At 71.3% G+C, this 13945-nt stretch carries 17 protein-coding genes; 12 read left to right on the top strand and 5 right to left on the bottom strand.

The window, feature by feature from the left end; translation table 11 throughout:
• Window positions 1-29 precede the first annotated feature (29 nt).
• Window positions 30-1229, bottom strand: coding sequence for a radical SAM family heme chaperone HemW (gene hemW / locus QP939_RS29970; protein WP_285449533.1), 1200 nt, complete (start codon window positions 1227-1229; stop codon window positions 30-32).
• A gap of 14 nt (window positions 1230-1243) precedes the next feature.
• Window positions 1244-1660, bottom strand: coding sequence for a VOC family protein (locus tag QP939_RS29965; protein ID WP_285449532.1), 417 nt, complete (start codon window positions 1658-1660; stop codon window positions 1244-1246).
• A gap of 76 nt (window positions 1661-1736) precedes the next feature.
• On the opposite strand from QP939_RS29965, the gene QP939_RS29960 reads away from it, so the two are divergent.
• The 11 genes from QP939_RS29960 (at window position 1737) to QP939_RS29915 (ending at window position 10700) form a co-directional block, all read left to right on the top strand.
• A complete protein-coding gene (locus QP939_RS29960; RefSeq protein ID WP_285449531.1) occupies window positions 1737-2312 on the top strand; it encodes a TetR/AcrR family transcriptional regulator in 576 nt (191 codons plus the stop codon).
• 37 nt (window positions 2313-2349) lie between these two features.
• The gene (locus QP939_RS51945) at window positions 2350-2460 is read left to right on the top strand and encodes a putative leader peptide (RefSeq protein WP_352252756.1); all 111 of its coding nucleotides are present in this window, start codon (window positions 2350-2352) and stop codon (window positions 2458-2460) included.
• A gap of 111 nt (window positions 2461-2571) precedes the next feature.
• On the top strand, window positions 2572-4266 hold the full coding sequence (locus QP939_RS29955; protein ID WP_285449530.1) for a nitrite/sulfite reductase: 1695 nt from the start codon (window positions 2572-2574) through the stop codon (window positions 4264-4266).
• Window positions 4263-4412 carry an Insertion element protein gene (locus QP939_RS29950; RefSeq protein ID WP_103348823.1) on the top strand — a complete coding sequence of 50 codons (150 nt, stop codon included), beginning with the start codon at window positions 4263-4265 and terminating at the stop codon, window positions 4410-4412. Before QP939_RS29955 ends, QP939_RS29950 begins: the two co-directional genes overlap by 4 nt.
• Window positions 4409-5104, top strand: coding sequence for a phosphoadenylyl-sulfate reductase (locus tag QP939_RS29945; RefSeq protein ID WP_285449529.1), 696 nt, complete (start codon window positions 4409-4411; stop codon window positions 5102-5104). Before QP939_RS29950 ends, QP939_RS29945 begins: the two co-directional genes overlap by 4 nt.
• 11 nt (window positions 5105-5115) lie before the next feature.
• A complete protein-coding gene (gene cysD / locus QP939_RS29940; RefSeq protein ID WP_285449528.1) occupies window positions 5116-6036 on the top strand; it encodes a sulfate adenylyltransferase subunit CysD in 921 nt (306 codons plus the stop codon).
• On the top strand, window positions 6036-7298 hold the full coding sequence (locus tag QP939_RS29935) for a sulfate adenylyltransferase subunit 1 (RefSeq protein ID WP_285449527.1): 1263 nt from the start codon (window positions 6036-6038) through the stop codon (window positions 7296-7298). The genes cysD and QP939_RS29935 overlap by 1 nt, the downstream gene beginning before the upstream one ends.
• Entirely contained in the window at window positions 7295-8032 is a 738-nt protein-coding gene (locus QP939_RS29930; protein WP_285449526.1) for a sirohydrochlorin chelatase, read from the top strand. Before QP939_RS29935 ends, QP939_RS29930 begins: the two co-directional genes overlap by 4 nt.
• 670 nt (window positions 8033-8702) lie before the next feature.
• A complete protein-coding gene (locus tag QP939_RS29925; protein WP_285449525.1) occupies window positions 8703-9332 on the top strand; it encodes a cyclase in 630 nt (209 codons plus the stop codon).
• Between the two features lie 46 nt (window positions 9333-9378).
• Window positions 9379-9888: a DUF3291 domain-containing protein gene (locus QP939_RS29920; RefSeq protein WP_285449524.1), complete on the top strand. Its 510-nt coding sequence runs from the start codon at window positions 9379-9381 to the stop codon at window positions 9886-9888.
• A gap of 38 nt (window positions 9889-9926) precedes the next feature.
• Window positions 9927-10700: an enoyl-CoA hydratase family protein gene (locus QP939_RS29915; protein ID WP_285449523.1), complete on the top strand. Its 774-nt coding sequence runs from the start codon at window positions 9927-9929 to the stop codon at window positions 10698-10700.
• A 91-nt stretch (window positions 10701-10791) separates the two neighbouring features.
• Here QP939_RS29915 and QP939_RS29910 read toward each other — a convergent pair whose 3' ends face one another.
• Window positions 10792-12060, bottom strand: a complete 1269-nt coding sequence (locus QP939_RS29910) for an MFS transporter (RefSeq protein ID WP_285449522.1) — start codon at window positions 12058-12060, stop codon at window positions 10792-10794.
• A gap of 102 nt (window positions 12061-12162) precedes the next feature.
• Here QP939_RS29910 and QP939_RS29905 point away from each other — a divergent pair, with 102 nt between their 5' ends.
• Window positions 12163-13140 (top strand): Lrp/AsnC family transcriptional regulator, encoded by a 978-nt coding sequence (locus QP939_RS29905; RefSeq protein WP_285449521.1) that lies wholly within the window; start codon window positions 12163-12165, stop codon window positions 13138-13140.
• Here the strand turns inward: QP939_RS29905 and QP939_RS29900 are convergent.
• Together QP939_RS29900 and QP939_RS29895 are read right to left on the bottom strand one after the other, a co-directional pair.
• Entirely contained in the window at window positions 13115-13483 is a 369-nt protein-coding gene (locus tag QP939_RS29900) for a barstar family protein (protein WP_285449520.1), read from the bottom strand. The genes QP939_RS29905 and QP939_RS29900 overlap by 26 nt on opposite strands.
• Window positions 13480-13938: a guanyl-specific ribonuclease gene (locus QP939_RS29895; protein WP_285449519.1), complete on the bottom strand. Its 459-nt coding sequence runs from the start codon at window positions 13936-13938 to the stop codon at window positions 13480-13482. The genes QP939_RS29900 and QP939_RS29895 overlap by 4 nt, the downstream gene beginning before the upstream one ends.
• Between the last annotated feature and the right edge of the window lie 7 nt (window positions 13939-13945).

Raw genomic sequence — 13945 nt, 5'->3', positions numbered from 1 at the left:
AACGACCGGGTGCCCGCATTTAATTCCCGTCAGCCCGCGAGCCTACGGACGACGCCGTCGGCCAGCAGCCGTCCGCGGTCGGTGAGCACCGCGCGACCACGAGTGTCCAAAGCGGACGGATCGAGCAGGCCCTCGGCCGCGGCGGCCCGGGCTTCGGCGAGGCCCGGCTCGTCGAGCACGTCCAGCGGAAGCCCTTCGGCGACGCGCAGTTCGAGCATGATCCGCTCGAGGTGCTGGTCGTCGTCGGTGAGCACTTCGCGCCCGCCCGCGGGCGAGTCACCGGCGGCGAGCAGGGCGGCGTAGCGCGCCGGGTGCTTGACGTTCCACCAGCGCACGCCGCCGACGTGGCTGTGCGCGCCCGGTCCGGCGCCCCACCAGTCGTCGCCGCGCCAGTAGCCGAGGTTGTGGCGGCAGCGCGCCGCGTCGGAGGCGGCCCAGTTCGACACCTCGTACCAGCGCAACCCGGCCGCCGACAAAGCGGCGTCGATCATCTCGTAGTCCGCGGCCAGCACGTCGTCGTCCGGCGCCGGCAGCTCGCCGCGGCGCACCCGGCGAGCCAGGGCGGTGCCCTCCTCGACGATCAGCGCGTACGCCGAGACGTGGTCGACCCCGGCCGCCAGCACGGCGTCGAGCGTCGCGAGGAGGTCGTCGGGACGCTCCCCCGGCGTGCCGTAGATCACGTCGAGGTTCACGTGCTCGAACCCGGCCGCCCGCGCCTCGGCGGCGGCCTTGCCCGGCCGACCCGGGGTGTGCACGCGGTCGAGGATCTTCAGCACGTGCGGCGCCGCGGACTGCATGCCGAGCGAGACGCGGGTGTACCCGGCCTCGCGGATCCCCGCGAAGAACTCCGGCGACGTCGACTCCGGGTTCGACTCCGTCGTCACCTCGGCGCCCGGGGCGAGGCCGAAGACGTCGCGGACGGCGTCGAGCACCGAGGCGAGGCCGTCGGCGCCGAGCAGCGACGGCGTGCCGCCGCCGACGAACACCGTTTCGGCGGCGGGCGGCACGACCAGCACGCGCGCGGCCAGCTCCAGCTCGCGCCGCAGCCCTTCGAGCCAGGACTGCGGCGACGAGCCGGAGTCGAGCTCGCCCGCGGTGTAGGTGTTGAAGTCGCAGTAGCCGCAGCGCGTCGCGCAGAACGGGACGTGCACGTAGACCCCGAACGGCCGGCTGCCGACGCCCTTCAGGGCGCTCTCGGGCAGCGTGAGATCGGTCGAGGAATCGGGCATACCCCGATTGTCCCCTACGAAGCCGGGGTGTTCGCCGCCGCCCACTCCGGGTCGACGGGGATCATCTCGATGACGTCCAGCAGCACGCCGTTCGGATCGGCGACGTAGAAGTGCCGCTGTCCGTACACCTCGTCGACGACCGGCGTGACCAGTTCCACACCCGCCGCTTCCAGCCGCTTCGCTTCCGCCGCGGCGTCTTCGACGACGAGCCCGAACATGACCCCGGCCGTTTCCGCCGCCCGGTAGCCCGCGGGCACCGATTCGTGCCCGCGCTGCACGAAGCTGATCTCGTAGCCGGGTGCCCCGGCGTTGAAGCTGGCGAACCAGTCCAGCTCGACGGTGACCGCCAAGCCGATCACGTCCGCGTAGAAGCGGGTGGTCGCGGCGACGTCGTCGACCAGGTACCCCGCCCCGAAACCCTTGACCTGCATCCCCAGTTCCTCTCCTTCAAACCACTGTGCTTGTAGTACTCTAACCGTAGTGGTTTGAATCGGGCAAGGAGGATTCGTGCGGCAGAACACCGAACGGCGGACGGCCCTGACCGACGCGGCCATCGAGGTGCTGGCCCGCGACGGCGCGCGCGGGCTCACCTACCGGGCGGTCGACACCGAAGCCGGGGTGCCGCCGGGGACGACGTCGAACTACTTCCGCAGCCGCGACCAGCTGCTGGCCGAGGCCGGTGCCCGCGTGCACGTCCGGCTGTCCGCACCGGAGGAGGTCATGGCCGATCCGCGCGCGGAAGAGCCGTCGACCGGCCGGGTCACCGCGCTGCTCGGCGACCTGATGACGCGGCTGACCACCCGCCGCAGCTCCTACCTCGCCCTGCTCGAGCTGCGGCTGGAGGCGAACCGGCGGCCGGAGCTGGCGGCGGCGCTGACCGCGACCGTGAAGGAGAGCTTCGACATCAGCGTGGGGTTCCACGAAGCCGCCGGGCTGCCCGGCGGGCGGGACGAGGTGCTGCTGCTCTATCTGGCCCTGACCGGCTTGACCGTCGAGCGGTTGACATTGCCCGAAGCCTTCTCCGAGTACTCGGACGCGCAGGTCGTGGGCCTGCTGGTCGACCGCATTCTCCCAGGCGAGTGAGCCTGCTCCCAGTATTCGGGCAAGCTTGGATCACATCGTGGACGCGTGGCACGCTGACGCCGTGACTCATGCCGGTGTTCTCCTCGTGGCCCGCCGCCACGTCGACCTCCTGCGGGTCGCCAGCGCCCTCTGCGTACCCGTTCGCTGACTCCCCGATCGCCACCACCTGCCACGAAACTCGGACAGCCGGCGCCGGAGGAAAACCCCCGCGAGCCGGTGGTCCTCCGGTGCCACGAAAAGCCTCTCGGAGGACGCCGCCATGGCCACGCCCACGCGCCAGACCCCCGCTCGCCCCGCGCGCGCCAAGCAGAAGCGCGGTGAAGGGCAGTGGGCGCTCGGTTACCGGGAGCCGCTGAACCCCAACGAGCGGTCCAAGAAGGACGACCACCCGCTCAACGTGCGGGCGCGCATCGAGAACATCTACGCCCACCGCGGGTTCGACGCGATCGACCCGGGCGACCTGCGCGGCCGGTTCCGCTGGTTCGGCCTCTACACCCAGCGCAAGCCGGGCATCGACGGCGGCCGCACCGCCACGCTGGAGCCGGAAGAGCTCGACGACCGCTACTTCATGCTGCGGGTCCGGATCGACGGCGGCGCCCTGACCACCGACCAGCTCACGGTGCTCGGCGAGATCTCGCAGCAGTACGCGCGCGACACCGCCGACATCACCGACCGGCAGAACATCCAGTACCACTGGATCCGCATCGAGGACGTCCCGACGATCTGGGCGAAGCTCGAGAACGCCGGCATGACCACGATGGAGGCGTGCGGCGACAGCCCGCGCGTCATCCTCGGCTCGCCGGTCGCGGGCATCGCCGCCGACGAGGTGATCGACGGCACCCCGGCGATCGACGAGATCAAGCGCCGCTACATCGGCAAGCCGGAATTCGCGAACCTGCCGCGCAAGTTCAAGACCGCCGTCTCGGGCCAGCCCGACGTGGCGCACGAGATCCACGACGTCGCCTTCGTCGGGGTGAACCACCCGGAACACGGCCCCGGCTTCGACGTCTGGGTCGGCGGTGGGCTCTCGACCAACCCGATGCTCGGCCAGCGGCTCGGCGCCTGGGTCCCGCTCGACGAGGTGCCGGACGTCTGGGAAGGCGTCATCTCGATCTTCCGCGACTACGGCTACCGGCGGCTGCGCTCCCGTGCCCGGATCAAGTTCCTGGTCAAGGACTGGGGCGCGGAGAAGTTCCGCCAGGTGCTGCAGGACGAGTACCTCAAGCGCGAGCTGATCGACGGCCCGCCGCCGGTCGACCCGGCCGTCCCGATCGACCACGTCGGCGTGCACCCGCAGGTCGACGGCAAGTTCTACGTCGGCGCGGCGCCGATCGCCGGCCGCTCGTCCGGCGGCACGCTCGTCGCCGTCGCCAAGGCCGCCGAGCGCGCGGGCTCGAGCCGGGTGCGGCTCACCCCGCAGCAGAAGGTCGTCGTGCTCGACGTCCCCGAGGCCCAGGTCGACGCGCTTGCGGCGGAGCTGGCCGAGCTGGGGCTGGAGACGAAGCCCTCGCCGTGGCGGCGCGGGGTGATGGCCTGCACCGGCCTGGAGTTCTGCAAGCTCGCCATCGTCGAGACGAAGGCCCGCGCGCAGCAACTCGTCGCGGACCTCGAGAAGTCCCTCGCCGACATCCAGGACGGTCTCGACACGCCGGTGAGCGTGCACCTCAACGGCTGCCCCAACTCCTGCGCGCGCATCCAGACCGCGGACATCGGGCTCAAGGGCCAGATCGTCACCGACGCCGACGGCAACCAGGTCGAGGGCTTCCAGGTGCACCTCGGCGGCGGCCTCGGCCTCGACGCCGGGTTCGGCCGGAAGCTGCGCGGCCACAAGGTGACTTCGGGCGAGCTGACCGGGTACGTCGAGCGGGTCGTGCGCAATTACGTCGCCGGGCGCGAGCCGGGCGAGCGGTTCGCGCAGTGGGCCGCGCGTGCCGAGGAAAGCGCGCTGCAATGACCGAGCGTGCGACGCCGTTCTACTGCCCTTATTGCGGCGACGAGGATCTGCGGCCGGAAGAGAACGGCGGCTGGCTGTGTTCGGCCTGTCGCCGGGTCTTCTCGGTCAAGTTCCTCGGACTGTCCCTTCCGGAGGTTTCCCGATGACCGCCACCGCCGACTACAAGACCCTCGCCGAGCGCGCCTCGAAGGAGCTCGCCGAGGCCACCGCGGACGAAGCGCTGCGCTGGACCGCCGAGACGTTCGGCGACGACTTCATCGTCGCGTCCAACATGCAGGACGCCGTGCTGATCGACCTCGCGACCAAGGTGAAGTCCGATGTGGACGTTCTCTTCCTGGAGACCGGCTACCACTTCCCGGAGACCATCGGCACGCGCGACGCCGTGCAGGCGGTCTACCCGGGCGTGACGATCGTCAACGCCCAGGCCGAGCAGAGCGTCGCCGAGCAGGACGCGGAGTACGGCCCGAAGCTGCACGAGCGTGACCCGAACCAGTGCTGCTTCCTGCGCAAGGTCGTCCCGCTCCGGAACACGCTGTCGAAGTACTCGGCGTGGGTCACCGGCGTCCGCCGGGTCGACGCGCCGACGCGCGCCAACACCCCGATCGTCACCTGGGACGACCGCAACGGCCTGGTGAAGATCAACCCGATCGCGGCGTGGACCGACGACGAGTTCAACGGCTACATCCGCGAGCACGGGATCCTGGAGAACCCGCTGGTGTCGATCGGGTACCTGTCGATCGGCTGCGCGCCCTGCACGGCCCGCGTCGAGCCGGGTCAGGACCCGCGCAGCGGCCGGTGGGCCGGGCAGAGCAAGACCGAGTGCGGACTGCACGGCTGAGGAAGGGACGCATGACGACCTTGGAGCCCGCCACCGACGCGGCACAAGACAACCTGGCTGCCCTCGAATCCGAGGCGATCCACATCTTCCGGGAAGTGGCGGGCGAGTTCGACCGCCCGGTGATCCTCTTCTCCGGCGGCAAGGACTCGACCCTGCTGCTGCACCTGGCGATCAAGGCGTTCTGGCCGGCGCCGGTGCCGTTCCCGCTGCTGCACGTGGACACCGGGCACAACTTCGACGAGGTCATCGAGTTCCGCGACCGCGTCGTCGAGCGGCACGGGCTGCGCCTGGTCGTCGCGAAGGTCCAGGACTGGATCGACGACGGGCGCCTGGAAGAGCGCGCCGACGGGATGCGCAACCCGCTGCAGACCACGCCGCTGCTCGACACGATCGCGGAGAACAAGTTCGACGCCGTGTTCGGCGGCGGCCGCCGCGACGAGGAGCGGGCCCGGGCGAAGGAGCGGATCTTCAGCCTCCGCAACGCCTTCGGGCAGTGGGAGCCGCGGCGCCAGCGGCCCGAGCTGTGGAACCTCTACAACGGCAGGCACCGCCCGGGCGAGCAGGTCCGCGTCTTCCCGCTGTCCAACTGGACCGAGGCCGACGTCTGGAACTACATCGCCCGCGAGAAGGTCGAGCTGCCGTCGATCTACTACGCGCACAAGCGCGAGGTGTACCAGCGCGACGGGATGCTGCTGGCCGAAGGCCCGTGGGGCGGGCCGCGGCCCGGCGAAGAGGTCCGGGAGCTGATGGTGCGGTACCGGACCGTCGGCGACGGCTCGTGCACCGGCGCGATCGAATCCACCGCGGCCACCGTCGAAGAGGTCATCGCCGAGGTGTCCGCGTCGCGGCTCACCGAGCGCGGCGCCACCCGCGCCGACGACCGGATGTCCGAGGCGGCCATGGAAGACCGCAAGCGTGAGGGGTACTTCTGATGAGCTCGCTTCTCCGGCTGGCCACGGCCGGCAGCGTCGACGACGGCAAGTCGACTTTGGTCGGCCGCCTGCTCTACGACACGAAGTCGGTGCTCGCCGACCAGCTCGACGCCGTCACCCGCGCGTCCGTCGACAAGGGACTGTCCACACCGGACCTGTCGCTGCTGGTCGACGGCCTGCGCTCGGAGCGTGAGCAGGGCATCACCATCGACGTCGCCTACCGCTATTTCGCGACGCCCAAGCGGTCGTTCGTGCTGGCGGACACGCCGGGGCACGTGCAGTACACGCGCAACACGGTGACCGGCGCTTCCACCGCGCAGCTGGCCGTGCTGCTGGTCGACGCGCGCAAGGGCGTCATCGAGCAGACCCGGCGGCACGCGGCCGTGCTGGCGCTGCTGGGCGTGCCGCGGCTGGTGCTGGCGGTGAACAAGATCGACCTGGTCGCCTACGACGAGGCGACGTTCACGGTGATCGCGGAAGAGTTCGCCGAGCACGCCGAGTCGCTGGGCTACTCCCGGGGCTCCGTCCTCGCCATCCCGGTCTCGGCCCTCGAGGGTGACAACGTCGCGTCGCGGTCGGAGCGGACGCCGTGGTACAGCGGCCCGAGCCTCTTGGAGCACCTCGAGGAGGTGCCGGTCGCGCCCGACCCGCACGACTCGGCGCTGCGGTTCCCGGTGCAGTACGTCATCCGCCCGCGCACGCCGGAGTACCTGGACTACCGCGGCTACGCGGGCCAGATCGCGGCGGGCACGGTCCGGCCCGGCGACGAGATCGTCGTGCTGCCGCAGGGCATCCGCAGCCGCGTCGAGCGGATCGACACCGCCGACGGGCCGCTGGCCGAGGCTGGTGCCGGAACGTCGGTGACGCTGCTGCTCGCCGACGACATCGACATCTCCCGCGGCGACCTGATCGCGGCCGCGGACGCGCCGCCGCGGATCACCGACGAGATCACCGGCACGCTGTGCTGGCTGTCGTCGAAGCCGTTGAAGGAAGGGGCGCGCGTGCTGGTCAAGCACGGCACCCGCACGGTGCAGGCGCTGGTCGGCGAGCTGCACGCGCGGTTCGACGAGCAGACACTGTCCAGTGTGGACTCGCCCGCGTCGCTGGAGCTCAACGACATCGGCCGCGTGACGCTGCGCCTGGCCGAGGAGCTGGGCGTCGACGACTACGGCGTCAGCCCGCGCACCGGCGCGTTCCTGGTGATCGACCCGAAGGACGGCGACACCCTCGCCGCGGGCCTGGTGGGTGAGCGCTTCTCGTGACGCCACCCCTGGTCGCCGTCGCGCACGGCAGTCGCGATCCCCGCTCGGCGGCGACCGTGCGGGCACTCGTCGACGTCGTGCGCGCCCAGGCGCCCGGGCTTTCGGTGTACGAGTCCTTTTTGGACCTTTCGGCGCCGCTGGTGACGGACGTGTTGCGCGGGCTGTACGAATCCGGGCACCGGGCGGCGGTCGTGGTGCCGCTGCTGCTGGGCAGCGCGTTCCACGCGCGGGTCGACCTGCCCGCGCTGATCTCCGACGTGACGGCGTCCTGCCCGGGCTTCCGGATCGAGGTGTCGGACGTGCTCGGCGCCGACCCGGCACTGGAAGCCGTCGCCCTCGACCGGCTGACCGCCGCGCCGCGTCGTCGCGGCACGGGCGTGCTGGTCAGCGCGGTCGGCTCGTCGAACGCGGAGGCGAACGCGGTCGTCGCTGCGTTGGCGACGCGGTGGGAAGAGCGGCTCGGGCTCCCGGTGAGCGAGACGTTCGCTTCGGCGGCGCAGCCGGACATCCCGGCCGCGGCGGCGCGGTTGCGGGCCCGCGGGGTGCGGCACCTGGTCGTGGCATCGTGGTTCCTGGCGCCGGGGTTGCTGCCGGACCGGATCGCGCGACTGGCCCGCGAAGCCGACCCGGGCGCGTTCATCGCGGAACCGCTGGCGGACGACCCGCGCGTCGCGGACGTCGTCGTCGCCCGGTATGCCACGGCGATGAGTGGATTGCTCCGCCAGTACGCCTAGCACAGGAAGTGGTGCGGCGGCTTTCGAACCTGCGACCTGGAGAATAGGAGGTTCCTGCGCGTCGTCGGTGCGTGAGGCCCTGGGGCATCTGACTACGGATCAGCAGGTCAGGAGCTTCGAACCCCGTCCACCGCTGACTGACCGACCAGTCGGGGATGGAGGCGAGGGCGGACTTGGCAGCGAGCTCTTCCTCGAGACGGATGCCCAACTCGCTTGTTCTTGCGTTGATGCCCGTAGCACCGCTCATGTCGCACTGGCCAGGTCGCCGACCGGCACGATCGCCTCCACGGCGTGGCGGTAGCTGACGCTGATCGTTTCAGCGCTACGGCTGACCGCTGGCAATCCCGGGGTGCCAGCCCGCAACGGCACGGATTGTGGCCACCAGAGCCGCCGCACAGGCGTCTCCACCCAGCCGACACCGCGAACGGAAACAGATCAGACGGTTCGCACCAGTACGCTTCGACACGGACACCCAGCCACTGTCCGCACTCCAGAAGAGCAGGTCAGCGGCCACCACACCGCCAAAAGGCGAGTCTCATTCACATTTGCGGTTACTCCGCGTGTATGGGAACGGTAAATCCTTGACGCGCTACTTAACTTGCCGGTAACTCTCTAAGCGCTGCGCGGCTTTCTTTCCTCCCTCCCCAAAATCGCAGGTAGGTGGATACAGATGAAAGCACTTCACCTTTCCCGGCTGGCCGCGTTGACCGCGGCCGCGGCTCTCCCGCTCGCGCTCGCCACCCCGGCCTCGGCGGCCACCACGGTGACGTTCGACTGCCAGGCCGACGCCCCGATCGTCGGGCCGCAGCAGGTGTCGCTGGACCAGGACACCGACGTCACGGCTCCGGCGACGGTCGCCCCCGGCGGCGCGTTCGACGTCGTCATCGACCCGGCGCCGAACACCGTGCCGAGCGACGTGAGCGGCAACAAGGTCAAGAACATCAACACGTTCGCGCTCAAGTTCCCGGTGCCGGCGAACTCGACGTACGTCGGCGCGGACCTCGCGGGCGGCTCGAACCTCGGCTCGACGCCACCGACGATCTCGGCGGCGAACGGCGTCGCGACGCTGAGCTTCCCCGGCCCGATCGCCGGCGGCTCGACGTTCGAGCTGCCGACCATCACCGTCCACCTGACGGCGGGCCAGTCGGGCACGATCGAGACGAAGCTGTCGGGCACCAGCTACAGCGACCCGGGCCTGACGTTCAAGGCGGTGGCGAGCAGCATCATCGGCGACGTCACCGCGCCGACGTCGTGCTTCCCCAACCCCAGCCCGGTCTTCACCACGACGACCATCGGCTGAGCTTTCGGCCACCCTGCGGGCGGGGTTTCGCCCGTAGGGTGGCCGCATGGGGAACTTCGAACTCGCTCAGGTCAACATCAGCCGGATGAAGGCACCGCTCGACGACCCGTCCTTCCGCGGCTTCGTCGACGCGCTGGAGCCCGTCAACGCCATCGCCGACCACGCGCCCGGCTTCGTGTGGCGCCTGCAGACCGAAGACGGCGACGCGACGTCGATCCGCGCCTTCGAGTGGGACGTGCGCGGGACGTCCGGCGTCCTGGTCAACATGTCCGTGTGGACGTCGGTGGAAGCGCTGGCGGACTTCGTGTTCTCGGGCGAGCACCTGGCGATCCTCAAGCGCCGCCGGGAGTGGTTCCACCGCGTGCAGGACGTCATGACGGCGTTGTGGTGGGTGCCCGCCGGCTACCGGCCGACGACCGCGGACGCCGAGGAGAAGATCAAGCACCTGCGCGTCTACGGCCCGACGCCGGAGGCGTTCACGCTGAAGCAGCACTTCCCGTCCCCGACGGCGACGGAAGCCCGTGCGGGTGACCCCGATTGGCTGTGCCCCGCGTAACAGCGGCCGCGCGCGGGGAGTGTGCAAGGGTGTCGGACATGGCTGACGAACTGGTGCACTACGACGTGGTGGGCGGCACCGCCACGATCACCCTGGACTCCCCGCACAACCGCAACGCGCTGTCGGCGCAGCTGCGCGGCGAACTGTCGTCCGCGCTGACGAAGGCGGCCGCCGACGACGCGGTGCGCGTGATCGTGCTCACCCACACGGGGCCGGTGTTCTGCGCGGGGATGGACCTGAAGGAGGCCCGCGGCGCGGGCGCGGGCGACCAGGGCGTGAACGAGTTCCCTCGCATCCTCGAGCAGCTGTGGACGAGCCCGAAGCCGGTGGTGGCGCGCTTGGCGGGCCCGGCCCGCGCGGGCGGCATCGGCATGGTGGCGGCGTGCGACATCGCGGTGGCGGTCCCGGAGGCGACGTTCGCGTTCTCCGAGGTCCGCATCGGCGTGGTCCCGGCGATCATTTCCCTGACGGTCCTGCCCCGCCTCAACCCCCGCGCGGCCCACGAGCTGTTCCTGACGGGCGACACGTTCGACGCCCGCCGCGCGGTGGAGATCGGCCTGCTGAACTCGTCGGTCCCGGCGGAGGAGCTGGACGCCGAGGTGACGAGGTACGTCTCGGCATTGGCGGCGGGCGGGCCGAAGGCGCTGGCCGAGACGAAGGCGCTGCTGAGCCGCCCCCGCCCGGCCACCCCGTCGGACGGCTTCGAGGAGATGCTGGGTCTGTCGGCGAAGTTCTTCGCGAGCGAGGAAGGCCAGGAGGGAATCCTGGCCTTCGCCCAGAAGCGCAAGCCGAACTGGGTCCCGCAGGCCTGAAGCGCCCCAAGGCGGCCTTGGCTGCGTCAGACGCACCGAAGGCCGCCTTGGGTGCGTCACACGCACCGAAGGCCACATTGGGGCGCTCGGGTCAAGCCGGGACCGGAACCTTGCGCGGCAGCAGGGCGAGCAGGCCCGTCACCCCGCCGCACACCGCGGCCACCACGTACACCGGTGCCAATCCGCCTGCCTCGTAAGCGATCCCGAGCACCGCCACCCCGAGCGTCTGGCCGAACTGCCGGGTCGTCGTCAGGATCCCGGCCGCCATCCCCGCCTGCCCCGGCGGGGCCGCCGCCGCGATCGCCGCTCCCGTTGCCGGACCCGCGATACCCACGCCGATCCCCGTCACCGCCAGCCCGATCGGAATCGGCAAGACCAGCAGCGACAGGCAGCCGACCTCGCCCACCAGCACCCCGGCGCCGAGCAGGACCCGCGGCGGGAACCGGTGCAGCACCTCGCCCAGCGACGTCGACATCAGGAACGACGCCGCCGCGAGCGGCGCCAGCGCGAACCCGGCCGCGACCGGCGACCGCGAAAGCCCCAGCCACAACGACACGTACACCAACGCCGCGAACGTCAGCGTCGAAGCCGCCGCGCAGGCGATGAGCGTCGTGAACCCGCCGTCCCGGAACAGCCCCAGGTTCACCATCGGCTCCGCCCGGCGTCGTTCCACCACGACGAACCCGGCGCACGCGATCGCCGAAACCGCCAGCGCCCACCGGTCCGAAGTCAGCCCGTGCACCAAGCTCGCCGCGAACACCGCGAACCACCCCGCCCCCGCGAAGTCGAACCGGCCACGACGAGCCGGGGTGTCCCGCGCCAGCGCGAAAGCCGCGAACAACCCCGTCGCCAGCGCGCACGGCACGTTGACGAAGAAGATCGCGGCCCACCCGAAGTACTCGGTCAGCACGCCGCCCACGATCGGGCCCGCCACCGCGCCGAGCCCGTTCACCGCGAAGAACACGCTGATCGCCGTTCCGCGCGAACGCCCGTCGTAGGACGCGGCCAGGATCGCGAACCCCGTCACCGCCAGCGCCGCGCCGCCGACCGCCTGCACTCCCCGGGCCGCGATCAGCGTCCCGATGTCCGGCGCCAGCCCGCACGCCAGCGACGCCAGCCCGAACACCGCCAGCCCGGCGAGGAACGTCCGCCACAAGCCCCAGCGGTCGGCCAGCGACCCCGCCGCCAGCATCAGCACCGCCAAGACCAGCGTGTAGACGTTCGGCACCCACCGCAGCTGCCCGACCGACGCCGTCAGGTCGGCGCCGATCCGGGGCAACGCCACCGTGACGACGGTCGTGTCCAGGAGGAACAGGAACGACCCCGCACAGACCGCGATCAACGGCCACCACTTGCGCATCGAAACTCCCTTCGTGTGCCTCGAAGGGTGTGGCCTCGGAGCCGATCGTCACCAGAAATTAAGGCAAACCCGCCGGATACCGTCATCGAATACGCTGGACACATGGAAACCGTCACCCTGGACGACGTCGACCGCGGCCTGATCCACGCCCTGCAGCTCGACGGCCGCGTGCCGATGCGCACGCTCGGCCAGGTACTCGGCGTCTCCGAAAACACCGTCGCCCGCCGCTACCAGCGGCTGCGGACCGCCGGGGTGCTCAAGATCACGGGCGCCGTCAGCGGCGGCGAAATCGGCTACACGACCTGGACCCTGCGGCTGCGCACCACCCCGGACGCGGGGGCCGCCGTCGCCGACGCGCTCGCCGACCGGCCCGATGTCTCCTGGGTGCACCTGCTCTCCGGCGGCACCGAGATCTCCTGCACCGTGCACGCCCCCGACACGGCGGGCCGCGACGACCTGCTGCTGCACAAGCTGCCGCGCGCGAGCCGGGTGACCGCCGTTTCCGCCCACGAACTGCTGCACACGTTCGCGCTCCCGGACGGGTGGGGCGGTCTGCACTGCCTGTCCCCCGAGCAGGTCGAGCGGCTGCGCCCGCCCGCGCCCGAGGGCGACGGCGTCCCGCCGGAACCGGGTGACCAGGCCCTCTTCGACGCGCTGGCCCAGGACGGCCGGGCGAGCTACACGGCTCTGGCCAAGGCGACCGGCTGGGCCGACTCGACCGTGCGGCGCCGGATGGACGTGCTGCGGCGGCACGGCACGCTGACCTACCACCTCGACGTCTCCCCGGCCCGGCTCGGCTTCCGGTCCGAGACGCGGCTGTGGCTGACCGTCGCCCCCGCGCACCTGGCCGAGGCGGGCGAGACGCTGGCGAGCCACCCGGAGACGTCGTTCGCCGTCGCCACCACCGGCGCGACGAACCTCACGGCGATGGTCAACTGCCGCGACGGCCGCGACCTCTACCGCTACCTCACCGACCGCGTCGCCGGGATCCGCGGCGTGCGGACGCTGGAGAGCGCCCCGGTGATCCGGACGGTCAAACGCGCGGGGACGCCGCTCAGGCGTCCGGCAGCACGACCGTGAGGCGCCACGAACCGGCGCCGCGTCCGCTCGGCCCGAGCGCGCGCTGCGCGTCCGAGAGCACGCTGCGGATCGCCAGGTACGTCTTCGGTTCCGCCTTGCGCAACGCTTCCGAGCCCGGCCAGATCAGCACGTGCTCCCCCGGCGGCAGCCATGAGAGGTCCGTCAGGCAGTCGTAGAGCGCGTCGAGGTTGTGCCCGAAGTAGTCCGGAAAGGACAGTGCCTCGGCGAACGCGGTGAGCGTGCTGGCCTTGTCGACGGTCGGGTGCGAGTTGACCAGGTGCGGGTACGCCCCGCGGGCGAACGCCGCCTCCGCCGCGGCCTTCGCCGGCTCGCCCGCGCTCATCGGGCGGGGTCCACGACGACGAAGGACGCGTAGTGGTCACCGGTGTAGTACAGCTCGTGCGCCTGGCCGGTGATCAGCCGGCGCGCGCCGCGGTCGGGGCTGCCCGGCGTCTTCACGGTGTACTCGTGGTAGTAGCCGGACTTCTTGCCGGGCAAGCGTTTCTCGCGGTTCTCGAACACGACGTCGTCGTTGCGCGGGTACGGGTACGGCCCGCCCTTTTCGATGAGCTTCCACGTGTCCGTCGCCTGCGGGGGCAACGCGGAAAGCGCCTTCACGGGCAGCCCGGACTCCGCGCCCGGCACGGCCGCGCCGCCCTTCGCGGGGGCGCTCGCCGAGGTGCTCGGCGCGGGTGAGGTGGGCGTGCCGCCGCTGAGGACGTCCTTGACCAGCCAGCCCCCCAGCACCAGCACGAGGAGCCCGATCAGCGCGGCGGTGATCCGCCTTCGGTTGACCATGGTGCGC

The sequence above is a fragment of the Amycolatopsis nalaikhensis genome, from assembly GCF_030264295.1.
GTDB classification, from domain to species: domain Bacteria; phylum Actinomycetota; class Actinomycetes; order Mycobacteriales; family Pseudonocardiaceae; genus Amycolatopsis; species Amycolatopsis nalaikhensis.
Note: the sequence above shows the minus strand (reverse complement) of the source record. Positions and strands in the feature narration are given on the sequence as shown.